The following is a 24,450-nucleotide window of genomic DNA, read 5'->3' on the forward strand; positions in this document are numbered from 1 at the left end:
GGTTTTTTGTGCGGATGCGTGTGCCGCTCAGTGCGGCAGCCGCACGTCGAACTTGAACGTGACGAGCCGCGCGGCGAGGATGAAGCCGGTCGCCGCCAGCACGCTGTAGACCGAATCGACCTGCAGCCACACGAGCAGCAGGTAGAACCAGCAGCCGACGAACGCGCAGGTCGCGTACGGCCGCGAATCGCGCAGGATCAGCGGGATGTCGTTGCACAGCACGTCGCGGATGATCCCGCCGACGACGCCGGTGATCACGCCCATCATCACCGAGATGAAGTGCGGCATTTCGGCGTCGAGCGCGATCGACGTGCCGGAGATGCTGAAGATGCCGAGCCCGATCGCGTCGGCGATGAGCAGCAGCCGCTCGGCCGACAGCCGTGACAGCATCCGCAGCACGAACGGCGCGAACAGCGCCAGCGCGAAGATCGCGATCACGTAGTCGTCGTGCACGACCCAGTAGAACGGCCGGCGTTCGAGCAGGATGTCGCGCAGCGTGCCGCCGCCGAACGCAGTGGCGAGCGCGACGACGAACGTGCCGACCGAGTCGAGCCGGTTCTTGCGCGCCTCGATGAAGCCGGAGATCGCGAACGCGAGCGTCGCGATCGCCTCGAGCACCGCGATCGCGAGCGTCAGCCTAGGATGCGGCACGCGGCCCCCGATCGGCGGGCGCCGCGAGCGGCTGCAGCAGCACGAGCACCGCGCCGGCGCCGCCGTCGTGGCTGCGCGCCTCGCAGAACGCGATCACTTCTTCCTTCTGGACGAGCCACGCGCGCACCTTGCCTTTCAGCACCGGCTCCTTGCCGATGGAGCCCAGGCCCTTGCCGTGGATCACGCGCAGGCAGCGCAGCCCCTTCTTGCCGGACTCGCGGATGAAGACGGCGAGCGCGTCGCGCGCTTCGTCGCGTCGCATCCCGTGCAGGTCGAGCTGCGCCTGCACGATCCACGCGCCGCTTCGCAGCTTGCGCACGACGTCGCGGCTCACGCCGGGGCGGTGGTAGTAGAGCGACTCGTCGCTGTCGAGCAGCGTCTCGGGATCGAACTCGTCGGACAGCGTCGCGTTCAGCACCGCTTCCTCGTCGCGCTGCGTCTGCTTCGGTACCGGATCGGGCGGCGTGCGGCCGGCCGCCGCGCGCGGCGGCGCGTTGAGCGGCCGGATCGCGCCGATCTCGTTGCGGAACAGGTTCGCGTCGGCTTCGGCCTGGCGCTCGGCCTTCGCGGTTTCGGTGCGCTCGCGCTCGCGGCGCTCGGCTTCGCCCTTCAGTGCAGTGCGCAGCGCGCCGAGGCCGGCGAGGCCCTGTCCGCGCAGCGCGGCAGGCTCGGGCGCCGGCGGCGCGGCCGGGGCGGGTTGCTTGGGACGGGCGGCGGCCTGCCGCTTCGCAGGGTCGCTCGGATGGAGTTGATTCTTCGCCATGATTCACACACGCAAGGCAAACGCGCGGGGCGCGCGGGCACAAAAAAGCCGCTGCGTCGGCAGCGGCCTTTCGGCGGGCTTGCGTCGCGGCAGCGGACGCCATTGTAGCGCCCGCCCGGCCATTTGCTTACTTGTGGTCGTGCAGGCTTTCGAGGAAGCGCTGCGCGTCGAGCGCGGCCATGCAGCCGGTGCCCGCGCTCGTGATCGCCTGGCGGTACACGTTGTCCTGCACGTCGCCCGCGGCGAACACGCCCGGCACGCTGGTGGCCGTCGCGTTGCCGTGCAGGCCGCTCTTCGTCATGATGTAGCCGTCCTTCATCTCGAGCTGGCCCTGGAAGATGTCCGTGTTCGGCTTGTGGCCGATCGCGACGAACAGGCCCTGCACGGCCAGGTCTTCCGTCGCGCCGGTCTTCACGTTCTTGATGCGCAGGCCCGTCACGCCCGAATCCTCGCCCGTCACTTCGTCGAGCACGTGGTCCCACTTGATCTCGACCTTGCCTTCCTTTTCCTTCTCGAGCAGGCGGTCGACGAGGATCGGCTCCGCGCGGAACTTGTCGCGGCGGTGGATCACCGTGACCTTGTTCGCGATGCCGGTCAGGTAGAGCGCTTCCTCGACCGCGGTGTTGCCGCCGCCGACCACCGCGACGTTCTGGCCGCGATAGAAGAAGCCGTCGCAGGTCGCGCAGGCCGACACGCCCTTGCCCATGAACGCTTCCTCGGACGCCAGCCCGAGGTACTGCGCGGACGCGCCGGTCGCGATGATCAGCGAGTCGCACGTGTATTCGCCGGCGTCGCCGATCAGGCGGATCGGCTTCTCGTGCAGCTTCGCGGTGTGGATGTGGTCGAACAGGATCTCGGTGTTGAAGCGTTCCGCGTGTTCGAGGAAGCGCTGCATCAGATCGGGACCCTGCACGCCTTTCGCGTCCGCCGGCCAGTTTTCGACGTCGGTCGTGGTCATCAGCTGGCCGCCCTGCGCGATGCCGGTGATCAGCACCGGGGACAGGTTGGCGCGCGCCGCGTAGACGGCAGCCGTATAGCCGGCGGGGCCGGAACCGAGAATCAGGACTTTGGCGTGTTTGGGCGTGGACATGTGCGAAATCCGTAAAAGGCGGCCGCGGCGGGCGGGGTGAGCGCGCCGGACGGTCGGGGTTGACCGGGATGCCACCGTAGATGGGTATCAGACGCGCATTATAAAGGCCCTGTTGCTGCGCTGCCGAACGAGAGTTTCAATCGCGGCGATAGCGTTTCGCGCGGGCGGGGCTGTCGCGCATGTGGGGGACCGCGTGTCCGCGGCCCCACCTCGCCAGCGGTAACGAGGCGGCCCGCGTCGCCGGCCGCGACTTGGGCGGCCAGACCTCGCCGGCTACACCCAGGCGGCCGCACCCAGGCGGCTCGACCTCGCCGGGCTCACCTCGCCGGCCGCACCTAGGCGGCCGCATGTAACCGTCATTTACACTTGATGGGCCGGCGCAGCGTTTACAATAAGCGGGATCGAACGATTGACGGGCGTGCAGCGTGCATGGCCCGTCTTCTTTATACGGATTCATGGCAAAAGCTCCTTATTCCGCTCAGGCACAGGCGTTGCCACACCGGATGTCGAAGCTCCTCACGGAGATCCGCTGGATTCTCCAGGTTGCGCTCTGCGCGTTTCTGGTGATGGCCCTGTTGAGCTACAGCCGCCGCGATCCGAGCTGGACGCACGCGGCGCAGGTCGATCACATCACGAACTGGGCGGGCCGCGTCGGCGCGTGGACGGCCGACATCATCCTGCTGCTGTTCGGCCTGTCGGCCTACTGGTTGATCGTGCCGCTCGGGCGGCGCATCGCTGCCAACTACCGCCGCATCACCCGCCACGAGCCGCTGGCCGATGAGCCGGAGCGGCCGATCGGCTGGCTGACCGAAGTGTTCGCGTTCGTGCTCGTGCTGCTCGCGTGCGACGGCATCGAGGCGCTGCGCATGTGGTCGCTGAAGGTGCAACTGCCGCGCGCGCCGGGCGGCGTCGTCGGCGAGGCGGTCGCGGGCGCGATGTCGCACGCGTTCGGCTTCACGGGCGGCACGCTGCTGCTGCTGGTCGCGCTCGCGATCGGCCTGTCGCTGTATTTCCGGTTCTCGTGGCTGTCGGTCGCCGAGCGCGTCGGCGGCGCGATCCTGTCGGCCGTCAACGTCGCGAAGCTGCGCCGCGAGGCGGAGCGCGACCGCAAGCTCGGCGAGGCCGCGGCCGTGCGCCGCGAAGGCAAGGTCGAGGAGGAGCGCGTGCGCATCGAGGATCACGAGCCGGTGACGATCGTGCCGCCGGTCGTCACGCCGGCGAAGTCCGAGCGCGTCGAGAAGGAGCGCCAGGTGCCGCTCTTCACCGACCTGCCGGGCGATTCGACGCTGCCGCCGATCTCGCTGCTCGACCCCGCGCCGAAGGCGCAGGAAGCGATTCCTGCCGATACGCTCGAATTCACGTCGCGCCTGATCGAGAAGAAGCTGAAGGACTTCGGCGTCGAGGCGAGCGTCGTCGCCGCGTATCCGGGCCCGGTCGTCACGCGCTACGAGATCGAGCCGGCGACCGGCGTGAAGGGCAGCCAGATCGTCAACCTCGCGAAGGACCTCGCGCGCTCGCTGTCGCTCGTGTCGATCCGCGTCGTCGAGACGATCCCCGGCAAGAACTACATGGCGCTCGAACTGCCGAACCAGCGCCGCCAGACCGTGCACCTGTCGGAGATCATCGGCTCCGAGGTGTACGCGGCCGCGCCGTCGGCGCTCACGTTGAGCCTCGGCAAGGACATCGGCGGCAAGCCCGTGTGCGCGGATCTCGCGAAGATGCCGCACCTGCTGGTGGCGGGCACCACGGGCTCGGGCAAGTCGGTCGGGATCAACGCGATGATCCTGTCGCTGCTGTATAAAGCGAGCGCAGAGCAGGTGCGCCTGATCCTGATCGATCCGAAGATGCTCGAAATGAGCGTCTACGAAGGCATTCCGCACCTGCTGTGCCCGGTCGTCACCGACATGCGCCAGGCGGGCAACGCGCTCAACTGGACGGTCGCCGAGATGGAGCGCCGCTACAAGCTGATGAGCAAGCTCGGCGTGCGCAACCTCGCGGGCTACAACAACAAGATCGACGAAGCGGTGAAGCGCGAGGAGAAGATTCCGAACCCGTTCAGCCTGACGCCGGAAGATCCTGAGCCGCTCGGCCGGCTGCCGAACATCGTCGTCGTGATCGACGAGCTCGCCGACCTGATGATGGTCGTCGGCAAGAAGGTCGAGGAACTGATCGCGCGGATCGCGCAGAAGGCGCGCGCGGCCGGCATTCACCTGATCCTCGCGACGCAGCGTCCGTCGGTCGACGTGATCACCGGCCTCATCAAGGCCAACGTGCCGACGCGCATTGCGTTCCAGGTGTCGTCGAAGATCGACTCGCGCACGATTCTCGACCAGATGGGCGCCGAATCGCTGCTCGGGATGGGCGACATGCTGTACCTTCCGCCCGGCACCGGGCTGCCGGTGCGCGTGCACGGCGCGTTCGTCGCCGACGACGAAGTGCACCGCGTCGTCGAGAAGCTCAAGGAGCAGGGCGAGCCGAACTACATCGAGGGCCTGCTCGAAGGTGGCACCGCCGACGGCGACGAGGGCTCGGCCGGCGCGGGAACCGGCGAAGGCGGCGGCGAGTCTGATCCGCTGTACGACCAGGCGGTCGAGATCGTCGTCAAGAACCGCCGCGCGTCGATCTCGCTCGTGCAGCGCCATCTGCGGATCGGCTATAACCGCGCGGCACGGCTGCTCGAGCAGATGGAGCAGTCGGGGCTCGTGTCGGCGATGTCGTCGAGCGGCAACCGCGAAATTCTTGTGCCGGCGCGCGACGCGGAATGAGTCCGCGGCGCTCGCGGCGCCGGCCACCCAGGGAGAAAACCGCATCATGCAGCAACATCCGTTCGCCCATTCCCTTCGTTCGACGCGGCGCTGGCTCGGCGCGGCGCTCGCCGGCGCATCGCTGATGCTCGCGGCGACGCACGCGTTCGCGGGCGGCACCGAACAGCTGAAGGCCTTCGTGTCGCAGGTGCGTTCGGCGAAGGGCGATTTCACGCAGCAGATCGTCAAGGCGCCCGCGAAGGGCGCGAGCGCCGCGCAGGCGGTGCCGAAGGCCACCGACAATTCGAGCGGCACGTTCGTGTTCTCGCGTCCGGGCAAGTTCATCTGGACGTACCAGAAGCCGTACCAGCAGGTGCTGCAGGCCGACGGCGAGAAGCTGTATGTGTACGACCGCGACCTGAACCAGGTCACCGAGCGCAAGCTGGCCGGCGCGCTGGGCGCGAGCCCCGCCGCGATCCTGTTCGGCAGCAACGACGTCGACAAGAACTACACGCTGCGCGATGCGGGCGAGAAGGGCGGCATCGAGTGGCTCGAGATGCTGCCGAAGGCGCAGGACACGCAGTTCCAGCGCATCGGCATCGGCTTCAGGAACGGCACGCTCGCCGCGATGGAGCTGCACGACGTGTTCGGCAACGTCACGCTGCTGACGTTTACGAATATCCAGACCAACCCGCCGCTGAAGGCCGACACGTTCAAGTTCGTCGTGCCGAAGGGCGCCGACGTGATCACCGGCTGACCGGCAAGCGCGCCAATGCGGACACGGGCCTGCCAGCGATGGCAGGCCCGTGCCGTTTCCGGGCGCGGGCACCGGGCGCGGGCACTGGGCGAGGGCACCGGGCGCGGCGGCGCCGTCGTGCGGCTGTCATAATGGCGGGTCCGGCGGCCCCGTTCGGCCGCTAACGAATCATGTGGAGCGAGGGTTCATGTCCGACCTGTTTCAAGTCGAACCGCGCCGGCCGCTTGCCGAGGCGCTGCGGCCGAAGACGCTCGCCGAGGTGATCGGCCAGACGCATTTGCTCGGTGAAGGCAAGCCGCTGCGGCTCGCGTTCGAATCGGGCAAGCCGCATTCGATGATCCTGTGGGGGCCGCCCGGCGTCGGCAAGACCACGCTCGCGCGGCTCACCGCGCTGGCGTTCGATTGCGAGTTCATCGCGCTGTCCGCGGTGCTCGGCGGCGTGAAGGACATCCGCGAGTCGATGGAGCACGCGCAGGACACGCTGAACCGCACGGGCCGCCACACGATCCTGTTCGTCGACGAGATCCACCGCTTCAACAAGGGGCAGCAGGATGCGCTGCTGCCGTTCGTCGAATCGGGGCTCGTGACCTTCATCGGTGCGACGACCGAGAACCCGAGCTTCGAGGTCAATTCGGCGCTGCTGTCGCGCGCGCAGGTATACGTGCTGAAGTCGTTGACCGACGACGAGATGCGTCAGTTGCTGAAGCGCGCACAGGAGATCGCGCTCGACGGCCTCGCGTTCGACGACAAGGCGGTCGATACGCTGATCGGCTATGCGGACGGCGACGCGCGCCGCTTCCTGAACCTGCTCGAGCAGGCGCAGACGGCGGCGGCGTCCGCGGGCGTGACGACTATCGATGCCGAATTCGTCAGCAGCGCGATGACGCTGAACGCGCGGCGTTTCGACAAGGGCGGCGACAACTTCTACGACCAGATCTCGGCGCTGCACAAGTCGGTGCGCGGGTCGAGCCCGGACGGCGCGCTGTACTGGTTCTGCCGGATGATCGACGGCGGCGCGGATCCGAAGTACCTCGCGCGGCGGATCGTGCGGATGGCGTGGGAAGACATCGGCCTCGCCGATCCGCGCGCGATGCAGATGGCGAACGACGCGGCCGAGACCTACGAGCGGCTCGGCTCACCCGAAGGCGAGCTGGCGCTCGGCCAGGCGGTGATCTATCTCGCGTGCGCGGCGAAGAGCAACGCCGGCTACAACGCGTTCAACCAGGCGATGGCGTTCGTGAAGCAGGACAAGTCGCGCGAGGTGCCCGTGCATCTGCGCAATGCGCCGACCAAGCTGATGAAGGAGCTCGGCTACGGCCACGCATACCGCTACGCGCACGACGAGCCGAACGCATACGCGGCGGGCGAGACGTATCTGCCGGACGGCATGCGCGAGCCGCGCTGGTACAAGCCGGTGCCGCGCGGGCTCGAATCGAAGATCGCCGACAAGCTCGCGTGGCTGCGCGAGCTTGACCGCGAAGCCGGCAAGAAGGACTAGCGCCGGTCCTGCAGACGGCGCGGGACGTTGATGGGCCGGGCCAGCGAGCGGAATGACGCGCGTAATGGGCTTCACGCGGTGCTTCAGGCGGGGCTCCATGCGGGCTCCCGCCACGCGCGTCGGCAACGGACTCGTTGCAAGCGCGGCGCTGTTGTCCCGCGTCAGCGCTTGCGTCCCGGCTGCTTCTTCCAGTAGCCGAACGGCTCCTCGTGGCACTCGATGTCGAGTTCGGCGATGCGCGCGTGCAGGCGTTGTTGCGCATCGGCGATCGCGAGGTTGTAGATCGCAGGCGCGATTTCCTCGACGAAGAAATGCAGCAGCGCGCCGGCCTGGATGTTGCCGATCGGCTCTTCCATGTTTTCGGTGAAATAGCGTTGCAGCGACGCGATTGCGCGGTCGCGCACGTCCTTGTCCAGTTCGATGGCCATCGGTCCTCCATGCCAGGCGTTTCACCGGCACGCAACGCGCGTACCGGCAGTGCGATACTGCCACGGGGCGCCCGTTTGCGGCATCGTCCGTCAGGCTGACGCCGTGGCAGCCTCGCGGTGCGTTAGAATTCCCGTCTTACACAACGATTTTCCAGTCCTCCCATGCTCGACATCCAGTTGCTGCGCAAAGACCTCGACGGCGTCGCGAAGCGCCTCGCCGATCGCGGCTACACCCTCGACGTCGCCGCGTTCTCCGCGCTCGAAGCGGAACGCCGCGCGATCCAGACCCGTACCGAAGAACTCCAGGCCCGCCGCAACAGCCTGTCGAAGCAGATCGGCGCGATGAAGGGCAAGGGCGAAGACACGTCGACGGTGATGGCCGAGGTCGGCGGCATCGCCGACGAGATGAAGGCGTCGGAGGCGAAGCTGGTCGACATTCAGGCGCGCCTGTCCGACCTGATGCTGGGCATGCCGAACCTGCCGCACGACGGCGTGCCGGTCGGCAACGACGAGAACGACAACGTCGAAGTGCGCCGTTGGGGCACGCCGCGCCAGTTCGATTTCGACGTGAAGGACCACGTCGACGTCGGCACGCCGCTCGGTCTCGACTTCGAAACCGGCGCGAAGCTGTCCGGCGCGCGCTTCACGATGCTGCGCGGCGCGATCGCACGCCTGCACCGCGCGCTCGCGCAGTTCATGATCGACACGCACACGCAGCAGCACGGCTATACGGAAACGTACACGCCGTACATCGTGAACCCCGAGATTCTGTACGGCACGGGGCAGCTGCCGAAATTCGCGGACGACATGTTCCGCGTCGAGAAGGGCGGCGCGGAAAACACCGTCACGCAATACCTGATCTCCACGTCGGAAATCTCGCTGACGAACACCGTGCGCGAATCGATCGTCGACGCGTCCGCGTTGCCGATCAAGCTGACCGCGCATTCGCCGTGCTTCCGTTCGGAAGCGGGCTCGTACGGCCGCGACACGCGCGGGATGATCCGCCAGCACCAGTTCGACAAGGTCGAGATGGTGCAGATCGTCGCGCCGGAAGCATCGTACGCGGCGCTCGACGAGATGGTCGGCCATGCGGAAGCGATCCTGCAGAAGCTCGGCCTGCCGTACCGCGTGATCACGCTGTGCACGGGCGACATGGGCTTCTCGGCTGCGAAGACATTCGACCTCGAAGTGTGGCTGCCCGCGCAGAACACGTACCGCGAGATCTCGAGCTGCTCGAACACCGAGGCGTTCCAGGCGCGCCGGATGCAGGCACGCTTCCGCAATGCGCAGGGCAAGCCGGAGCTCGTGCATACGCTGAACGGTTCGGGCCTCGCGGTCGGCCGCACGCTGGTGGCCGTGCTCGAGAACTACCAGAACGCCGACGGCTCGGTCACGGTGCCCGAGGTGCTGCGTCCGTACATGGGCGGTCTCGAGCGGATCGAAGCGCCTGCACAGGCGTCGTGAGATTGCCCGGCGATCGGCTTTCGAAGGCCCCGCAAAAAAATTTGCAAAAAGGGCTTGTGAGTTTCGAAGAGATCGTCTTATAATCTTTTCTTTCCCGGAAACGACCAACCGGGAAATGAAGCAGCAAGGAAGGAGAGGTGGCAGAGTGGTCGAATGTACCTGACTCGAAATCAGGCGTACGGTTTCCCCGTACCGTGGGTTCGAATCCCACCCTCTCCGCCAAAATACGAAGCCCCTTGATCCGGAAGGATCAAGGGGTTTTTCGTTTTGGGTCGCGGGATCGTCTGCGGCATGCCGGGATGTTTGCGTCGATCGCGTTGGGCTCGACGCAGGCCGGGTTTCCATTGGCCCGATCCTTACTGCTTCGCGACGGCGCATCGAGGCGTGCAACGCCAGCTCGCCCCTGCGTATCGCGCTGGCGTCGCGCAACAGGTGGCGACGCCGTGCTTCTGCCCGTCGGCGGCGCCAATCGTTTTCCTCTGTGTCAAGCCTTCAGCTTGCGCGCCGTTAACTGGGTTCGGCGGCAGGCGTCCATGTCGCGACGCCGCTCCCTGTCGATTCAAGGTCCCATGAAGCTGAGCTACAAGATTCCCCTCGCATTCGCCATTGCGCTGCTGCTGATGCTGTCCGGCGCGCTGTACGGCATTCACATCCTCAATCGCTCGATCGACACGTTCGCGAACGACGTGCAGACGAACGTCGCGAACGAGAGGCTCGTGTCCACGACCCTCGTGCAGTTCAAGCTGCAGGTCCAGGAGTGGAAGGACACGCTGCTGCGCGGCAAGCAGCCCGACAAGCTCGACAAGTACTGGAGTGCGTTCCAGACGCGCGAGCGCACGGTCGATACGCTCGCCGCGCAGCTCGACAAGCAGCTGCCGCCCGGCGAAAGCCGCACGCTCGTCGAGCAGTTCATGTGCGCGCATGCGGCGATGGGCGACGGCTACCGGCGCGGCTTTGACGCGTTCAAGGCCGCCGGTTTCGAGCCGACGGCTGGCGATGCGGCCGTCGCGGGCGTCGATCGCGAGCCGGCCACGCTACTCGAACGGGCTGCGAAAGCGATCGCCGACGAAAGCGCCACGGTATCCGCGCAGGCAAGCCGCGATGCGCGCCACGCGACGGTCGCGAGCCTTGCGCTGATGGTCGTCGTGCTGGGCATCGCGATGATCGGCGCATTCCTGTTCAGCCGCACGATCCTGCGGCCGCTCGACGCGGCAGTCGCGTGCGCGAAGGCGGTGGCCGACGGCGATCTGACGCGCGCGGTCGATGTCGCCGGCCGCGACGAGATCGCTGAACTGCTGCGTGCGTTGCACACGATGCAGTCGAGCCTGTCCGGCGTCGTGCTCGAAGTCCGCACGCATGCGGAAGCGGTCGCTGCCGCGAGCGCGCAGATCGCGGCGGGCAACCACGATCTGTCCGCGCGCACGGAAGCGCAGGCTGCGTCGCTGGAAGAAACCGCGGCGAGCATGGAGCAGCTGACGGGCACCGTGCGGCAGTCGGCCGACCATGCGCAGCAGGCGGCCCGCCTTGCCGACGACGCGTCCGGCATCGCGGCGGCCGGCGGCGGCGTGATGACGCAGGCGGTGGAGACGATGGGCGGGATCGCCGACAGCGCGGCGAAGGTCGGCGAGATCATCGCCGTGATCGACGGCATCGCGTTCCAGACCAACATCCTCGCGCTGAACGCGGCGGTCGAAGCCGCGCGCGCGGGCGAGCAGGGGCGCGGGTTTGCGGTGGTCGCGGCCGAGGTGCGCACGCTCGCGCAGCGCAGCGCCGCCGCAGCGAAGGAAATCAAGGGGTTGATCGAACAGTCGACGCAGCGCGTCGATGCGGGTGCCGCGCTGATCGGCCGCGCGGGCGAATCGATCCAGGAGATCGTCGGCGCGGCACAGCGGGTCACGACGATCGTCGCGGAGATCGCGTCGGCGACGCAGGAGCAGAGCGGCGGGATTCAGCAGGTCAACATCGCGGTCACGCAGATGGACGACGCGACGCAGCGCAACGCGGCGCTCGTCGAACAGGCATCGGCGGCGACCCAGGCGCTCGCGGAGCAGGCAAGGGCGCTGCGGCACGCGGTGGCGGTGTTCCGGCTGCCGGACGCGGTGGCGGTGTAACGAGGACGTTGCACCGCGCGGGAGGTGTCCGATGCCCCCGGACACCTGCCGCAAGCAGCAGGCTCAAGCCGCTGCTCCGTACTGCGCGAGCACCTTGTGCCGGATCGACGGCTTGATGTTTGACTGCGCGATGTCGCCGCCGTAGTGCGCGACGACGCGCGGGTTCATCACGCGATACCAGAGCGGCGGGAGATACGCGAGCAGGATCATCGTCGCGTAACCGGCCGGCAGTTGCGGCGAATCGTCGAAGTGGCGCAGCGCCTGGTACGAGCGGGTCGGATTCGCGTGATGGTCGGCGTGGCGCTGCAACTGGTACAGGAACAGGTTCGTCACGACGTGATTGCTGTTCCACGAATGCTGCGGCGTGCAGCGCTCGTAGCGGCCGTTCGGCAGCTTCCTGCGTCCGAGCCCGTAATGCTCGACGTAGTTCACGACCTCGAGCAGCGATGCGCCGTAAGCCGCCTGGATCAGCAGGAACGGAATCACGACCTTGCCGGCCAGCGCGATCGCGATGCTCCAGACGACGACCGTCATCGCCCATGCGTGCAGCACTTCGTTGCGCCAGGTCCACGGAGACTTCCCGAGCCGCGCGAGGCGCGTTTTTTCCAGATGCCACGCGGAGCGGATGCTGCCGGCGACGGTGCGCGGCAGGAACGCCCAGAACGATTCGCCGAAGCGCGCGCTCGCCGGATCCTCGGCAGTTGCGACGCGCACGTGATGGCCGCGGTTGTGCTCGACGAAGAAGTGTCCGTAGGCGACCGGCGCGAGCGTGATCTTCGCGAGCCAGCGCTCGAAGCGGCTGGTCTTGTGCCCGAGCTCGTGCGCGGTGTTGATCGAGATGCCGGTCGCCGTGCCGAGCGACATCGCGAAGCCGACGTAGTCGTACCACGCGAGCGCATGCGTGCCGACGATCCACACGCCGATGAAGAACGCGATGTATTCGACGAGCGTCGCGAGGTAGACGATCAGCCGGTAATAGCGCTCCTTCTCGAGGCGGGGCACGACATCTTCCGGGGGATTGTCGCGGTCGTCGCCGATCAGCGTGTCGAGGACCGGGATCACGCCGAATGCGAACAGCGGCCCGAACCACCAGAAGATGTGCAGGCCCGTCGACAGCGCGAGCTGGGCCGCCAGGACCGGCAGCGTGATCGTCACCGCGCCGAGCAGCCAGAGGTAGCGTTTGCCATCCGACCAGCGCGCCGCCGATCCGTTGGTCATTGCCATGTCTCCCTCCTTGCTGGATTGAATCCGCTTGTCGGTCCGCGCCGCACGCGCGTGCGCGGCGCCGGGTCGTGGCCCGGTTCTGCCTGTTATACGACTCGCGGCCCGACTTTTCCAAACCCGCGCGCTAGGCGGGAAACTCCAAACGGCGAGGTGTCGGCGGCGCGGGCGGGGAAGGGCGCGCGCGCCGCGATTGAAACAGACGGGCGGCAAGATTTCGCCCGGCCGGAGCGGCACGATGGTCAGACGAAATCCGGACGGCGCACGGTGCGCGCATCGGGTGTGTGCGCCGAACAACAGATGTTGCGACGCAAAAAGGACGCGCGGCCGATTGGCGTTCCGTTTGATTCCCGTCCGGCTGTGTTACGCGACATTACGGAGATGCCGGCCCGGCGCGCGCGGGTCGTCGAACGGGCAGCCCCGTCGCGCAAGGCAACCCGGCCGGCGGATCCGGCGCCATGCGCGCCGTCGCGGTGCTCGGCACGCAGCCTGGCCACGATGCTGCACATGCACAGGAGTACGCGCGCGGCGGTGCTACCGGGCGGTTGCAACGCCTGTTGCCTTTCGATTCGCGCCGGCATTTGAAAATAACGATTTGACTCATGCCCCGCTTTCGGTTGAAGCTAATAGCTTGCTGTCCGAAGGGGGCTGTGCCTGCATGAGTTCGACCTTGACCGTTCGTCGTATCGCTGCCGACCAGGGCATCGTGTATCGCGAACTCCGCGCCGCGTCGCTGCGTGAGCCCTACGCACCGGGCGAAGCGCCGGAGGCCGAATTGCTGAACGTCGACGCCGACGCGGCGGCGGTGATTGCCGCGCAGCGCGCGACGTCCGATCAGTCGACGACTTTCCTGCTGTACACCGAAGGCCACCCGGCCGGGATGATCGGCGCGTATTTCGACAATACGCCCGAGCGTCGCGCGTTTGTCAGCGAGCTGTGGGTCGCGCACGCGGTGCGTCATCTGCGCGGCGGGCTGCTGCTCGTCGAGACGGCGAGCGCGTGGCTTGCCGAACGCGGCGCGCAGGACATCTATGCGTGGATCGCCGACGCCAACCGCAACGCGATCCGCTTCTATGAGCGTGCCGGCTTCGGCAATACCGGAGAACATGCGCAAATCGCGCGGATGCCCGGCGCGATGAAGACGCTGTTCGTGTCGCGGGTGAAGCACTGACGCGCGGGGCGGCGCGCCCTGGCCCTCCATCCGGCGCGCACGATGCGGCCGGCTTGCGATCTACACGCTTCCTTGTTGCCCGACGCTTGCTGGACGTCGCCCGTTGCACGACGCCTGTTGCACGACGCCTGTTGCACGACGCCCCAAAATTAATGGCCCGCCGCGTGGACGCCTGTAAAATACGCAAAAATTTTTTGCAGAGTGTCCATGTCGCTTAAAAAATCGCCATTCTTCGAACTGCGCAGCGGTACGGTCGACACGTTGCTGTTCACCGTGAAGACGACCGATCTCGACGCGTTGCGTACCGAGCTGGTCAAGCGCTTCGAAGCGACTCCCGAGTTTTTTGCCGACGATGTCGTCGCGATCGACGTCCGCCGACTTGCGGACGGCGAACGCGTGGCGCTGGCCGACATCCGCCAGATGCTGAACGACGTGCGGATGCGCCCGGTGGGCGTCGTCGCGCTGGCGTCGCAGGGCTGGGCGGGCGAAGCGGGGCTGCCGCTGCTCGAGGCGCGCGACCGTCGCGCGCCGTCGGCGAAGGCGTCAGGCGACGAGCAGCCGGCGCCGGCCGCCCAGGCGGAGGTTGTTCCGGCCCCCACGCCGGAGCCGGCTCCGGCGCCGCAGCAGGCCGGCGGCCAGGCGCTCGTGATCGACAAGCCGTTGCGTTCGGGGCAGCAGATTTACGCGAAAGGAGACCTCGTCGTGCTCGCGCCGGTCAGTAACGGCGCCGAGATCATTGCGGAAGGCAATATCCACATCTACGCGCCGTTGCGCGGCCGTGCACTCGCGGGCGTGCACGGCAATCACGACGCGCGCATCTTCTGCACGTGTCTCGAGCCGGAACTGATTTCGATTGCGGGTATCTATCGAACCACCGAGAACCCGCTACCTGCCGACGTGCTCGGCAAGGCGGTGCAGATCCGGCTCGAAGAGGAAAAATTGATGATCGAACCGCTGCGCCTGACGTGAAGCACGCGGCGCACGCCGGATCGATCGGCTCTCATTGACGAACACAGGGTATAGGGTAAATGGCAAAAATCATCGTGGTGACCTCGGGCAAGGGCGGCGTTGGCAAGACGACGACGAGCGCGAGCTTCGCGTCCGGTATCGCGCTGCGTGGCCACAAGACGGCCGTGATCGACTTTGACGTCGGCCTGCGCAACCTCGATCTCATCATGGGTTGCGAGCGTCGCGTCGTGTACGACCTCGTGAACGTGATCCAGGGTGAAGCGAACCTGAACCAGGCGCTGATCAAGGACAAGAAGTGCGAGAACCTGTTCATCCTGCCGGCGTCGCAGACGCGCGACAAGGACGCGCTGACGCGCGACGGCGTCGAGAAGGTGCTGAACGACCTGGCCGGCATGGGTTTCGAGTACATCGTCTGCGATTCGCCGGCGGGCATCGAGGCCGGCGCGCTGCATGCGATGTACTTTGCGGATGAGGCGCTGATCGTCACGAACCCGGAAGTGTCGTCGGTGCGCGACTCGGACCGCATCCTCGGCATCCTGTCGTCGAAGACCAAGCGTGCGACCGAAGGCAAGGACCCGATCAAGGAGCACCTGCTGATCACGCGCTACAGCCCGAAGCGCGTCAACGAAGGCGAGATGCTGTCGCTCGAGGACATCAGCGAGATCCTGCGCATCAAGCTGATCGGCGTGGTGCCGGAATCGGAAGCAGTGCTGCACGCGTCGAACCAGGGCCTGCCCGCTGTGCACCTCGACGGCACCGACGTCGCCGAAGCGTACAAGGACATCGTCGGGCGCTTCCTCGGTGAAGACAAGCCGCTGCGCTTCACCGAATACCAGAAGCCGGGCCTGCTGCAGCGCCTCTTCGGCAGCAAGTAACGGAGGCCGCCCATGTCCATTCTGTCGTTTCTCCTCGGTGAGAAGAAAAAATCCGCATCGATCGCGAAGGAGCGCCTGCAGCTCATCATCGCGCACGAACGGGTGGGCGGCAAGCCGCCGGCCGACTACCTGCCGGCGCTGCAGAAGGAGCTCGTCGCCGTGATCTCGAAGTACGTGCAGATTTCGAACGATGACATCCGCGTGAGCCTCGAGCGCCAGGACGATCTCGAGGTCCTCGAAGTGAAGATCGAGATTCCGCAAGCCTGACCCGCGTTGTTTCCATCCCGTACGGCGGCAGGTGCCGCCGTGCGCGTCTTACGCCCTGTTGCACATTCGGGCACGCCGTAACACGGCGTCTGTCGGCCGTAACCCCTGCTCCCGCATTGAACGAATACGCTCGCGTTGCTTGTTCAATCAGGAGGTTGTGATGGCTGTCTCATCGATTCGTCGCGTTGTTGTTGCGTTCGCTGCCGTTGCGGCGGGCGTGTCTGCTTTCGCTGCGCCGCTTGCCGCGCGCGCGGATGAAATTCTCGTCGCCGCGCCGGTCGTCACCCGGCCGGGCGAAGTCGTGATCGCCGAGCCGGTTGCCGCGCGCACGGAAGAGGTCGTCGTGATTGCGCCGAACGCGCCGCCGCCCGTGCGCTACGAAGTCGTGCCGGACGCGCGGATCGGCTATGTGTGGGAGCGCGGCCACTGGCGCTGGGACCACGGCCGCTATGCGTGGATCGGCGGCCACTGGGAAGCCGAGCGGATCGGCATGCAGTGGGTGCCGGGGCACTGGGACCAGCGCGGTCCGAACTGGTTCTGGACGCGCGGCCACTGGGCGTAACGGAGGCGCGCGATGAAAAAGACCCTCTTCGTGATCGCACTCGCCGCCGTCACGCTCGCCGGCTGCATCGTCGTGCCGGCGAGGCCCGTCTACTACCGCCCTGCGCCGGTGGTGATCTACTGAGCGTCGCGCGGGCCGGCCTGCGTTGCGGTGGCATGCGCCGCCGCGGCCGGTTCGCCGCGTTCCGGCGCGTGTTCACCCGTCGTGTGCGCTGCCGCTTCCGAGCCAGTCTCGCCGCCGCTCTCGTCGTGCAGCGTTTCGAGCGGATCGGCGGGCGCTGCGGCCGCGTCCTGCGGCTCCTTGACGCCGGATACCGGTGTCATGCCGGCTGCCGGCGCCGCGGCTGCCGCGGCCGCAGCAGCTGCCGCCGGGGCGGGCGGCGCGAGATAGCGCTGCGCAAGCGTCTCGTACAGCGGCGGTGCGAAAAAGCGCGACACGCGGCTCGAGATCAGCGCAGCGGCCATCAGCGAGATCACCAGTGCGTGGCCGTTGATCATCTCCATCACGATCACGAACGACGTGATCGGCGATTGCGTGACGGCCGCGAGATAGCCGACCATCGCGAGTGCGATCAGCATCGGCAGCGGCATGCCGCCGAACACCAGGTGCAGCAGGTTGCCGAAGCCGGCGCCGATCGACAGCGACGGCGCGAAGATCCCGCCCGGGATGCCCGGCAGGTACGACGCGACCATCGACACCATCTTCAGGAACGGATAGAGCGCCGACAGGTGCTCGCGCCCGTCGAGCAGGCCGCGGGCTTCCGCATAGCCGCTGCCGAACGTCGTGCCGCCCGACACGAGGCCGACGACCGCGATCACGAACCCGCACAGCGCGGCGAACGTGATCGGCCGTTCGCGATACAGCCCGAGCAGCTGCGCCGGCAGCCAGCGGCCGACGTTCAGCAATACCCAGCAGAACAGCCCGCCCGCGATGCCCGTGACGATCGCAGTGACGAGCACGGCGAGCGCGAGCAGCTTCGGGAAATGCGGACCGACGTCGATCGTGCCGAAGTACGTGTAGTTGCCGTTCAGGCCGAGCGCGACGACGCCGGCGATGATGATCGCGGTGATCAGCACGCCGCTCGCGCGCGACGAGAAACTGCGGGTCAGCTCCTCGATCGCGAACACGATGCCGGCGAGCGGCGTGTTGAATGCGGCCGACAGGCCGGCCGCGGCGCCCGCGAGCACGAGCTGGCGTTCGATCTGCGCGTTCGAGCGCGGATAGAACCGCCGCAGGTTGAACATCAGCGATGCACCGACCTGCACGGTCGGCCCCTCACGGCCGATCGTGAAGCCGCCGAGAATGCCGAGGAACGAGATCAGGATCTTGCCGAACAGGATACGCAGCGTCAGCAGCCGCGCGCCGAAGTGGCTCGGGCGCGCATGAAGCGTCGCGATCACCTGCGGGATGCCGCTGCCTTCCGCACCGCGGAAGAAGCGGCGGGTGAGCCACACGGAGCCGGCCGCGATCGCCGGCGTCAGCAGCAGCGGCAGCCACGGCGCATGCTGCTGCAGCGAGCGAAACGATTCGTAACCCCAGTCGATCAGTCTCGCGTAGAGTACGGCGGTGAGGCCGACGGCGATCGCGCCGAGCCAGAACACGCCATATTGGCGCCAGATGCGTTGGGTGCGGCGGGTCAGCGCGGGGAGCAGGGTGGTGGATTGCATCGGCGGGCCGTGGTCGGCAAAGAGCCGATTATAAAAAGAACTGCAGCCAGGGTGCGTCCGACACTCTTTTACAGTTGTGACTTATCCTGTTGCAAATGTAATTAATCTGTAATGATTGCCGTGACCGTTCGTCGTTAGCATGCCGAAGAGCCCCCACCTTTGCCCCAGCATGACAGCAATGAAACGCATTCTCATCGTGAAAGTGACGTCGCTCGGTGATGTCGTCCAGACGTTGCCCGTCGTCGCCGACCTGCACCGCGCTTTTTCGGGCGTGAAGGTCGACTGGGCCGTCGACGAGTCGTGCGCGGAAGTCGTGCGCTGGCACCCGGGCGTGAGCAACGTGCTGTGCGCGCCGCTGCGCCGCTTCAAGAAGCTGCGCAACGGCGGCGACCTGCAGGCGATTTCGTCGTCGATCGGCGCGTTGCGCGCGCACCGCTACGACGCGGTGATCGACCTGCACGGCGTCTACAAGAGCGCAATCATTTCGGCCTTGGCGCGCGCCGCGCGCCGCGTCGGCTACCAGACCCAGGATCTCGGCGAGACGGGTGCGCGCTTCGCGTATTCGCACCGCTTCGGCCCGCGGCCGGCCTGCGACGCGTGGCACGGGATGCGCGTGAGCGCGGGCGAGGCGCTCGGCTACGAACCGCAGGGGATTGCCGATTACGGGATCGTTGCGCCGCAGGACGTGAGCCTGCCGGCCGCCGTCACCGATGGCGCGCCGTTCATGCTGTTGTTCCATGCGACCTCGAACGTCGACAAGAAATGGCCGGCCGATCGCTGGGCGTCGCTCGCGACGAGGATGATGGCGCGCGGCGTGCGCGTGTTGCTGCCGTGGGGTTCGCCGGCCGAGCACGACGACGCACAGGACATTGCCGCGCGTGCGCCCGGCGCGGTCGTGCTGCCTGCAATGTCCGTGCGTGAGCTCGGCGCGGCGCTCGGCCGGGCTGCGCTGGTGGTCGGCGTCGATACGGGGTTCGTGCACATGGCGCACGCGTTGCGGCGGCCGACCGTGATGATCTTCGTTGCGACGTCGCGCCACCACTGCGGGATCGGCGGTGCGCCGCATGCGCTGTCGATCGGCGAGCCGGGCGCTGCGCCGACGGTCGACGAGGCGTTGGCCGCGATCGACGCGGTCGGTCCCGCCTACGGCGCGCAGTGCAGGCCGGTGGCGGCCTGACGGGCGCCGCCCCGACGCGCGATCAGGCGAGCAGCGCTTCGACGGCGACGACCGCGGCGATGGCCGCGGCATTCGCGAGCAGTGCTTCGAACACGAGGCCGCGCCACGTTTTTGGCCGGAACCGGGCTGCGAGCAGCAGTGCGCCGCCGAGTGCGAGCGCGAGGATCAGGATGAGATCGGCGTTGCCGAGGCGGATGTTCATGGCGGCGGCTCCCTCACGAGCGCAACGCGCCTGCCGGCGCATCTCGGGTCGAACGCCGGTCGAAGTCGGTTCGAACCCGGTTCGAGTATAGGCAGCGCCGGCCGGCGCACAACCGGGGCCGCCCCGGGGTCAGACGAGCGACGTGTCGCGCGTCTCGCGCATCAGCAGCACGCCGAGCAGGCTGATCGCCGCCGCAATGGACACATAGCCGCCGACCCACGACAGGCCGCCCTGCGCGGCCAGCAGCTGTGCGATGTACGGCGCGATCGATGCACCGAGGATCCCGCCGAGGTTGTACGCGACGCCGGCGCCCGTATAGCGGACGTTGGTCGGGAACAGCTCGGGCAGCAGCGCGCCCATCGGCGCGAACGTCACCCCCATCAGGAACAGCTCGAGCGTCAGGAACAGCGCGACGAGCGGCATCGAGCCGCTGCCGAGCAGCGGCGCCATCGTGAAGCCTGACAGCAGCGCAGCGATCGAGCCTGCGACCAGCACCGGCTTGCGGCCGAAGCGATCCGACGCCCATGCCGACAGCGGCGTCGCGAGCCCCATGAACACGACCGCAAGGCACAGCAGGCCGAGGAAGCTCTGGCGCGGAATATGCAGCGTGGCGACGCCGTATGACAGCGAGAACACCGTCGAGATATAGAACAGCGTATAGCAGACGACCATCGCGAGCGCGCCGAGCAGCGTCGGCCGCCAGTGTTGCGTGATGAGCGTCGCGACCGGCACGCGCACGCGTTCGTTGCGGTCGAGTGCGGCCTGGAAGGCGGGCGTTTCGGCGATCTTCAGCCGGACATACAGGCCGAGCGCGACGAGCACCGCGCTGACGACGAACGGGATGCGCCAGCCCCAGCTGCGGAACTGAGCGTCGGACAGCGACAGCGCCAGTGCGAAGAACAGCCCGTTCGACATCAGGAAGCCGACCGACGGGCCGAGCTGCGGAAACATCCCGAACCAGCCGCGCTTGCCTTTCGGCGCGTGCTCGGTCGCAAGCAGCGCGGCGCCGCCCCATTCGCCGCCGAGGCCGATGCCCTGGCCGAAGCGCAGCACGCACAGCAGCACCGGCGCGAGCGTGCCGATCGCGTCGTAGCCCGGCACGAGCCCGATTGCGGTGGTCGATAGCCCCATCACGAGCAGGGATGCGACGAGCGTCGACTTGCGGCCGATGCGGTCGCCGAAATGGCCGAACAGGAACGAGCCGATCGGCCGCGCGATGAACGCGATGCCGAACGTGACGAACGCGGACAGCGCCTGCGCGGTTGCGGAGCCATGCGGAAAGAACACCGGCCCGATCACGAGCGCGGCGGCGGTCGCATAGACATAGAAATCGTAGAACTCGATCGCGGTGCCGATGAAGCTCGCGAATACGATGCGCTTGTGGCTGATGGCGCCGGCCGCATTGGTTGCGTGCGCAACGGCCGGTGGGGATGCGGACATGCGTGTCTCCGGGTTGTTATGGGAATGCCGGGCGACGCGTGCGGCCGTGCAGGGAAGGCCTGCCGGGACGGTCGCGCGGAATGCGCGTGGCGGCGCGGATGCGAGCAGTCGCGCGCATCCGCTCGCCGGTCGATGACGGAGACGGGTGCGTCGCCGCTGTCCGGAGCCGGCATGGTCGGCTCGCATGCCGGGTGAGGCGCGCGAACATGTGCACGACGTGATGGCCGCGCGAGTGCGGAAAATTATAGCCAGCGGCGACGTGTACCGGCAATCGTGCGCGCGGCGCGCGGGCTCAGTCGAGCGATTGTGCTTGCGCGGATGCCGTGCTCTGCAGCTGGAACTTGCCGTTGTCGTTGAAAAGCCAGCCTTCCATCAGCTCGACCTGCCCATTGCCGTCGAGCAGTTTCGCGGGCGGCGGAGGCAGCGGCGCTGCGCGGCGCAGCGACGCGAGCGCGAGCGCTTCGGCTTCGGCGTCGCCGTTGCTGCGGTATACCGAAGCGTGCACCAGCCGGCCGTCGCGATCGATCGTGAACGCGAGCACGACGAGCGAGCGCAACATCGCCTGCGGCGCGCCGTGCAGCAGGCCGGACGGATTGCGCTCGGCAACGCGTTCGGCGACTTCGGTGCGATATTGATCGAGATTCGCGCTGCGCGTGATCGACGGCAGCGTCAGTACCATACGCGGCGAGGGTGGCGTGATCGTGCAGGCGGCAAGCATGGCGACGGCGGCCAGCGCGGCAACGCGCAGCCGGACGACGCTCGGAACGGGAAGGGCGGACATGGAGCGGCGCCGAGGAACACGATAGACGAATGATAGTCGCGCACCGGTGGCTTGACATCGGGACAAACGCATATCGCGCGTTTTGCGACGCTACGCGGGCTGATGATGCGGACCGCGCGTGTTGCAAAAACGAAAGCTGGCACGTGCAGCATGCGCACCGGCAGCAGTGCGATGCCGCGCGATCGGGACGCGTTGCCCGGCATCGGTCCGTCCGTTTCGCGCGCCGCGTGCCGGGCGGTTCGAACGATTCAATAACCGTGCGTGACGAGCGACAGCACCGACAGGTCGGCATGCGTGCCGTCGACGATGCTCTTGCCGATATGGACGGCTTCGTGGATCGCGTCGTCGAGCGTGGCGAAGCTTTCTTCGCCGTCCGCATGGAACGGCACTGCATGGCCGGGCAGCGCGGGGTTCGCGCCCGGATGGCAGACGTAGCCCGTGTAGGTGAAGCGCGTGTCGTCGCCCGGCATCGGGCCTGGCACGACGTGGATCTCGAAGCCTTCGTAATCGACGTGGCGGGTGGGTGTCGACTGATCGGACATGGCGGTCTCCATGCGCCGTGCGAGCCGGTAGGTTCGCGCGGCGGCGAGTTCGCGGCGGCGTTCGTGTCGCCGTTCTGATCCGAATTCTAGGCGATGGCGGGCCGCCCGGACACGTTCGGGGCAATCCGGAGGGCGGCGTTCAGGCGGCCGCCGCGCAAGCTCCGGCGCGCGCGGACTTCCGGTCCCGACTGAAGCAGGGCGGCGCAGCGCGCATTACTGCGCGCACTGCACGTCTTTCCTCTGCACGACGATGATCACCGGGTACGTCCCCCGGTCGAGCTCGACGCGCGCGACGACCGTCATCGTCGTCGGGTCGGAGTCGTCGTATACGCTGACCCGCTCGTGCCGCAGGTTCGTGACGCCGGTGCAGCCGGTTGCGCGGCCATCGTCGGAGACTTTGCATTGAATCTCGTTGTCGGCCAGGTAGCGATACGGATTGGCGCTCGCGAGATACTCGCGCAGGCTCTGCGCCGATCCGCCGACGCCGGTGACGTACGCGATCGCGCACGATTGCGCCGGCGCGTCGTTGCCGGTCGACGTGTCGGCCGACGCGTGCGCGCTGATGGCGGCCAGCGCTGCGACGAGCGACGAAGCGATGAGGTGCTTCATGGCATGGGTTCCCGTGTTGCGGTTCAGAGCGCGGGATTGTAACGGGATCCCGGCAAGCGCATCCGGAAGACGGAACTCACGAGCGGCTGCACGCGCACGCACGTGGTGCAAGGACACACTTCGCGACCTGGCGCGCTCACGGCGAATGCGACGATTCAGCGAAGAATCAGGAACAATCTCTTCCCCGCAGCCCTATAACTCTTAAGCGTGCGCTTACCTAGACTACGGTCATCGGTTACGAACAAGGTGTTCGAAGCCCGACAAACAAAATGGAGGTAAGCATCATGAAGAACCTGATTCAAGCCGTTGTCGTTGCCGCTGCCCTTGCTGCGCCGGTTGCCGTCTTCGCTCAAACCAATGCGCCGCTTACGCGTGCGCAAGTCCGCGCCGAACTGGTTCAGCTCGAAAAGGCTGGCTATAACCCGGCGGTAGGGGAAGATCCGCACTACCCGGCTGACATCCAGGCCGCCGAAGCTCGCGTGGCGCAACAAAACGCCCTTGCTCAAGCTCAGGGCGCCGATCAGAGCGGATTTGGCGCTGAAGCCAAGGGTGCATCGGCATCCGGTTCGCGTGCCCCGGTCGTTCGCCCGGCAAGCGACGAAGAAATGAAGTCGCTGTATCGCGGCAGCTAAGTTGACGGCGGGACGTCTTGGAAGCTCACGAAGCCGCCGAGCACCGCCTCTAAGCGCGCAGTACCTGGGCGCGCCCCTCTGACGAACTGGCTCGCTACTGCAATTGAACCCCGTAGCGGGCCAGTTGTATTTCGATTACCTCCATCGTCGGGCATCCGACGATTTCGCTCGACCCTCATTGGGTCGGGCCTTTTTCCAGACCTTTCCGCTGCATGGTTGCCAAAAGCAAAAGCCCGCTTGCTGTCGCAGAGCGGGCTTCGATATTGGTTGCGGGGGTAGGATTTGAACCTACGACCTTCGGGTTATGAGCCCGACGAGCTGCCAGACTGCTCCACCCCGCGGCGCGAATTGTACTGGCACCCCATCGCTGCGTCAAACGAATCTTTTCGCGAGAACGTTGCGGACTCAACGTTGCTTGTTGAATTCCGAGAAGGGAGGCGCTGAAGTCCTGCTGTCGTCGGCCAAATTCGAGCAGTTGCTCTCGTCGGCTGGCGTCTGATCGGCGAAGGTGTGGGCGGACGCCAGAAGGAGCAGTCCGAGAGCGAGCCTGCTCATAGGGGATCTTGTTGCCGCCGGAACGGCGCGGTCTCGAGGCGGCGCCTTCAGTCCGCCGACTCGATCGCTCATGCGTAGCGCATCGTGTGGGTTGCAGCGGGGGAAGGGCAGAAAAGAAAAAATCCCGCCTTACTGGACAAGCCTGAGCGGGATTTTCTGGCGGAAGCGGTGAGATTCGAACTCACGGACAGTTGCCCGTCGCCGGTTTTCAAGACCGGTGCCTTAAACCGCTCGGCCACGCTTCCACGAGGCGGCATTGTAACCGAAATGCCGC

Annotated in this window: 23 protein-coding genes and 3 tRNA genes; 13 read left to right on the forward strand and 13 right to left on the reverse strand. The window is 67.0% G+C overall.

The window, feature by feature from the left end:
• Window positions 1-27: 27 nt before the first annotated feature.
• The 3 genes from ACV22Z_RS20695 to trxB all read right to left on the reverse strand — a co-directional run bounded on the left by ACV22Z_RS20695 (window position 28) and on the right by trxB (window position 2,504).
• Window positions 28-651 carry a trimeric intracellular cation channel family protein gene (locus ACV22Z_RS20695; RefSeq protein ID WP_448078156.1) on the reverse strand — a complete coding sequence of 208 codons (624 nt, stop codon included), beginning with the start codon at window positions 649-651 and terminating at the stop codon, window positions 28-30.
• Window positions 638-1,414: a Smr/MutS family protein gene (locus ACV22Z_RS20700; protein ID WP_448078157.1), complete on the reverse strand. Its 777-nt coding sequence runs from the start codon at window positions 1,412-1,414 to the stop codon at window positions 638-640. Before ACV22Z_RS20700 ends, ACV22Z_RS20695 begins: the two co-directional genes overlap by 14 nt.
• A 127-nt stretch (window positions 1,415-1,541) precedes the next feature.
• Window positions 1,542-2,504, reverse strand: a complete 963-nt coding sequence (trxB, locus tag ACV22Z_RS20705) for a thioredoxin-disulfide reductase (RefSeq protein ID WP_448078158.1) — start codon at window positions 2,502-2,504, stop codon at window positions 1,542-1,544.
• A 455-nt stretch (window positions 2,505-2,959) separates the two neighbouring features.
• Between trxB and ACV22Z_RS20710 the strand changes: the two genes are divergently transcribed.
• The 3 genes from ACV22Z_RS20710 (at window position 2,960) to ACV22Z_RS20720 (ending at window position 7,503) form a co-directional block, all read left to right on the forward strand.
• Window positions 2,960-5,269: a DNA translocase FtsK gene (locus ACV22Z_RS20710; protein WP_448078159.1), complete on the forward strand. Its 2,310-nt coding sequence runs from the start codon at window positions 2,960-2,962 to the stop codon at window positions 5,267-5,269.
• Between the two features lie 46 nt (window positions 5,270-5,315).
• Window positions 5,316-6,005, forward strand: a complete 690-nt coding sequence (gene lolA, locus ACV22Z_RS20715; protein WP_448078160.1) for an outer membrane lipoprotein chaperone LolA — start codon at window positions 5,316-5,318, stop codon at window positions 6,003-6,005.
• Between the two features lie 187 nt (window positions 6,006-6,192).
• Complete coding sequence (locus tag ACV22Z_RS20720; RefSeq protein ID WP_448078161.1) at window positions 6,193-7,503, forward strand: replication-associated recombination protein A; 1,311 nt, start codon at window positions 6,193-6,195, stop codon at window positions 7,501-7,503.
• Window positions 7,504-7,664: 161 nt separating this feature from the next.
• Here the strand turns inward: ACV22Z_RS20720 and ACV22Z_RS20725 are convergent, their stop codons facing one another.
• The gene (locus ACV22Z_RS20725) at window positions 7,665-7,931 is read right to left on the reverse strand and encodes a DUF2164 domain-containing protein (protein ID WP_448078162.1); all 267 of its coding nucleotides are present in this window, start codon (window positions 7,929-7,931) and stop codon (window positions 7,665-7,667) included.
• Window positions 7,932-8,093: 162 nt separating this feature from the next.
• On the opposite strand from ACV22Z_RS20725, the gene serS reads away from it, so the two are divergent.
• From serS to ACV22Z_RS20740, 3 genes are all read left to right on the forward strand, one after another.
• The gene (gene serS / locus ACV22Z_RS20730) at window positions 8,094-9,395 is read left to right on the forward strand and encodes a serine--tRNA ligase (RefSeq protein WP_448078163.1); all 1,302 of its coding nucleotides are present in this window, start codon (window positions 8,094-8,096) and stop codon (window positions 9,393-9,395) included.
• 131 nt (window positions 9,396-9,526) lie between these two features.
• Window positions 9,527-9,617 (forward strand) — tRNA-Ser (locus ACV22Z_RS20735).
• 347 nt (window positions 9,618-9,964) lie between these two features.
• Entirely contained in the window at window positions 9,965-11,506 is a 1,542-nt protein-coding gene (locus tag ACV22Z_RS20740; RefSeq protein ID WP_448078164.1) for a methyl-accepting chemotaxis protein, read from the forward strand.
• A 63-nt stretch (window positions 11,507-11,569) separates the two neighbouring features.
• Here the strand turns inward: ACV22Z_RS20740 and ACV22Z_RS20745 are convergent, their stop codons facing one another.
• On the reverse strand, window positions 11,570-12,730 hold the full coding sequence (locus ACV22Z_RS20745; RefSeq protein WP_448078165.1) for an alkane 1-monooxygenase: 1,161 nt from the start codon (window positions 12,728-12,730) through the stop codon (window positions 11,570-11,572).
• A 655-nt stretch (window positions 12,731-13,385) separates the two neighbouring features.
• Between ACV22Z_RS20745 and ACV22Z_RS20750 the strand changes: the two genes are divergently transcribed.
• From ACV22Z_RS20750 to ACV22Z_RS20770, 5 genes are all read left to right on the forward strand, one after another.
• Window positions 13,386-13,898 carry a GNAT family N-acetyltransferase gene (locus ACV22Z_RS20750; RefSeq protein WP_448078166.1) on the forward strand — a complete coding sequence of 171 codons (513 nt, stop codon included), beginning with the start codon at window positions 13,386-13,388 and terminating at the stop codon, window positions 13,896-13,898.
• A 207-nt stretch (window positions 13,899-14,105) separates the two neighbouring features.
• Window positions 14,106-14,867: a septum site-determining protein MinC gene (gene minC, locus ACV22Z_RS20755; protein WP_448078167.1), complete on the forward strand. Its 762-nt coding sequence runs from the start codon at window positions 14,106-14,108 to the stop codon at window positions 14,865-14,867.
• 59 nt (window positions 14,868-14,926) lie between these two features.
• The gene (gene minD / locus ACV22Z_RS20760) at window positions 14,927-15,742 is read left to right on the forward strand and encodes a septum site-determining protein MinD (RefSeq protein ID WP_448078168.1); all 816 of its coding nucleotides are present in this window, start codon (window positions 14,927-14,929) and stop codon (window positions 15,740-15,742) included.
• Between the two features lie 12 nt (window positions 15,743-15,754).
• On the forward strand, window positions 15,755-16,009 hold the full coding sequence (gene minE, locus ACV22Z_RS20765; protein WP_010091676.1) for a cell division topological specificity factor MinE: 255 nt from the start codon (window positions 15,755-15,757) through the stop codon (window positions 16,007-16,009).
• Between the two features lie 160 nt (window positions 16,010-16,169).
• Entirely contained in the window at window positions 16,170-16,571 is a 402-nt protein-coding gene (locus tag ACV22Z_RS20770; protein ID WP_448078169.1) for a YXWGXW repeat-containing protein, read from the forward strand.
• Between the two features lie 116 nt (window positions 16,572-16,687).
• Here the strand turns inward: ACV22Z_RS20770 and ACV22Z_RS20775 are convergent, their stop codons facing one another.
• The gene (locus ACV22Z_RS20775; protein WP_448078170.1) at window positions 16,688-18,238 is read right to left on the reverse strand and encodes a chloride channel protein; all 1,551 of its coding nucleotides are present in this window, start codon (window positions 18,236-18,238) and stop codon (window positions 16,688-16,690) included.
• A gap of 178 nt (window positions 18,239-18,416) precedes the next feature.
• Here ACV22Z_RS20775 and waaC point away from each other — a divergent pair, with 178 nt between their 5' ends.
• Window positions 18,417-19,415, forward strand: a complete 999-nt coding sequence (waaC, locus tag ACV22Z_RS20780; RefSeq protein ID WP_448078171.1) for a lipopolysaccharide heptosyltransferase I — start codon at window positions 18,417-18,419, stop codon at window positions 19,413-19,415.
• Between the two features lie 22 nt (window positions 19,416-19,437).
• On the opposite strand, the gene ACV22Z_RS20785 is transcribed toward waaC, so the two are convergent.
• From ACV22Z_RS20785 to ACV22Z_RS20805, 5 genes are all read right to left on the reverse strand, one after another.
• On the reverse strand, window positions 19,438-19,617 hold the full coding sequence (locus ACV22Z_RS20785) for a hypothetical protein (protein ID WP_448078172.1): 180 nt from the start codon (window positions 19,615-19,617) through the stop codon (window positions 19,438-19,440).
• Between the two features lie 129 nt (window positions 19,618-19,746).
• Window positions 19,747-21,057 carry an MFS transporter gene (locus ACV22Z_RS20790; protein ID WP_448078173.1) on the reverse strand — a complete coding sequence of 437 codons (1,311 nt, stop codon included), beginning with the start codon at window positions 21,055-21,057 and terminating at the stop codon, window positions 19,747-19,749.
• 292 nt (window positions 21,058-21,349) lie between these two features.
• The gene (locus tag ACV22Z_RS20795) at window positions 21,350-21,838 is read right to left on the reverse strand and encodes an energy transducer TonB (protein ID WP_448078174.1); all 489 of its coding nucleotides are present in this window, start codon (window positions 21,836-21,838) and stop codon (window positions 21,350-21,352) included.
• 248 nt (window positions 21,839-22,086) lie between these two features.
• Complete coding sequence (locus ACV22Z_RS20800) at window positions 22,087-22,380, reverse strand: hypothetical protein (RefSeq protein ID WP_448078175.1); 294 nt, start codon at window positions 22,378-22,380, stop codon at window positions 22,087-22,089.
• A gap of 213 nt (window positions 22,381-22,593) precedes the next feature.
• The gene (locus tag ACV22Z_RS20805) at window positions 22,594-22,989 is read right to left on the reverse strand and encodes a hypothetical protein (RefSeq protein ID WP_448078176.1); all 396 of its coding nucleotides are present in this window, start codon (window positions 22,987-22,989) and stop codon (window positions 22,594-22,596) included.
• 284 nt (window positions 22,990-23,273) lie between these two features.
• Here ACV22Z_RS20805 and ACV22Z_RS20810 point away from each other — a divergent pair, with 284 nt between their 5' ends.
• Window positions 23,274-23,621, forward strand: a complete 348-nt coding sequence (locus ACV22Z_RS20810) for a DUF4148 domain-containing protein (RefSeq protein ID WP_448078177.1) — start codon at window positions 23,274-23,276, stop codon at window positions 23,619-23,621.
• A 264-nt stretch (window positions 23,622-23,885) separates the two neighbouring features.
• Here ACV22Z_RS20810 and ACV22Z_RS20815 read toward each other — a convergent pair.
• Both ACV22Z_RS20815 and ACV22Z_RS20820 read right to left on the reverse strand, forming a co-directional pair.
• Window positions 23,886-23,962, reverse strand: a tRNA-Met gene (locus tag ACV22Z_RS20815).
• 371 nt (window positions 23,963-24,333) lie between these two features.
• Window positions 24,334-24,421, reverse strand: a tRNA-Ser gene (locus ACV22Z_RS20820).
• Between the last annotated feature and the right edge of the window lie 29 nt (window positions 24,422-24,450).

The sequence above is a fragment of the Burkholderia sp. PU8-34 genome (assembly GCF_053427725.1).

Bases quoted from the DNA above. Each gene is read 5' to 3' on its own strand.
- ACV22Z_RS20700 (WP_448078157.1), bottom strand. From the start codon at position 1,414: ATGGCGAAGAATCAACTCCATCCGAGCGACCCTGCGAAGCGGCAGGCC.
- trxB (WP_448078158.1), bottom strand. From the start codon at position 2,504: ATGTCCACGCCCAAACACGCCAAAGTCCTGATTCTCGGTTCCGGCCCC.
- ACV22Z_RS20710 (WP_448078159.1), top strand. From the start codon at position 2,960: ATGGCAAAAGCTCCTTATTCCGCTCAGGCACAGGCGTTGCCACACCGG.
- lolA (WP_448078160.1), top strand. From the start codon at position 5,316: ATGCAGCAACATCCGTTCGCCCATTCCCTTCGTTCGACGCGGCGCTGG.
- ACV22Z_RS20720 (WP_448078161.1), top strand. From the start codon at position 6,193: ATGTCCGACCTGTTTCAAGTCGAACCGCGCCGGCCGCTTGCCGAGGCG.
- ACV22Z_RS20725 (WP_448078162.1), bottom strand. From the start codon at position 7,931: ATGGCCATCGAACTGGACAAGGACGTGCGCGACCGCGCAATCGCGTCG.
- serS (WP_448078163.1), top strand. From the start codon at position 8,094: ATGCTCGACATCCAGTTGCTGCGCAAAGACCTCGACGGCGTCGCGAAG.
- ACV22Z_RS20740 (WP_448078164.1), top strand. From the start codon at position 9,965: ATGAAGCTGAGCTACAAGATTCCCCTCGCATTCGCCATTGCGCTGCTG.
- ACV22Z_RS20745 (WP_448078165.1), bottom strand. From the start codon at position 12,730: ATGGCAATGACCAACGGATCGGCGGCGCGCTGGTCGGATGGCAAACGC.
- ACV22Z_RS20750 (WP_448078166.1), top strand. From the start codon at position 13,386: ATGAGTTCGACCTTGACCGTTCGTCGTATCGCTGCCGACCAGGGCATC.
- minC (WP_448078167.1), top strand. From the start codon at position 14,106: ATGTCGCTTAAAAAATCGCCATTCTTCGAACTGCGCAGCGGTACGGTC.
- minD (WP_448078168.1), top strand. From the start codon at position 14,927: ATGGCAAAAATCATCGTGGTGACCTCGGGCAAGGGCGGCGTTGGCAAG.
- minE (WP_010091676.1), top strand. From the start codon at position 15,755: ATGTCCATTCTGTCGTTTCTCCTCGGTGAGAAGAAAAAATCCGCATCG.
- ACV22Z_RS20770 (WP_448078169.1), top strand. From the start codon at position 16,170: ATGGCTGTCTCATCGATTCGTCGCGTTGTTGTTGCGTTCGCTGCCGTT.
- ACV22Z_RS20775 (WP_448078170.1), bottom strand. From the start codon at position 18,238: ATGCAATCCACCACCCTGCTCCCCGCGCTGACCCGCCGCACCCAACGC.
- waaC (WP_448078171.1), top strand. From the start codon at position 18,417: ATGAAACGCATTCTCATCGTGAAAGTGACGTCGCTCGGTGATGTCGTC.
- ACV22Z_RS20785 (WP_448078172.1), bottom strand. From the start codon at position 19,617: ATGAACATCCGCCTCGGCAACGCCGATCTCATCCTGATCCTCGCGCTC.
- ACV22Z_RS20790 (WP_448078173.1), bottom strand. From the start codon at position 21,057: ATGTCCGCATCCCCACCGGCCGTTGCGCACGCAACCAATGCGGCCGGC.
- ACV22Z_RS20795 (WP_448078174.1), bottom strand. From the start codon at position 21,838: ATGTCCGCCCTTCCCGTTCCGAGCGTCGTCCGGCTGCGCGTTGCCGCG.
- ACV22Z_RS20800 (WP_448078175.1), bottom strand. From the start codon at position 22,380: ATGTCCGATCAGTCGACACCCACCCGCCACGTCGATTACGAAGGCTTC.
- ACV22Z_RS20805 (WP_448078176.1), bottom strand. From the start codon at position 22,989: ATGAAGCACCTCATCGCTTCGTCGCTCGTCGCAGCGCTGGCCGCCATC.
- ACV22Z_RS20810 (WP_448078177.1), top strand. From the start codon at position 23,274: ATGAAGAACCTGATTCAAGCCGTTGTCGTTGCCGCTGCCCTTGCTGCG.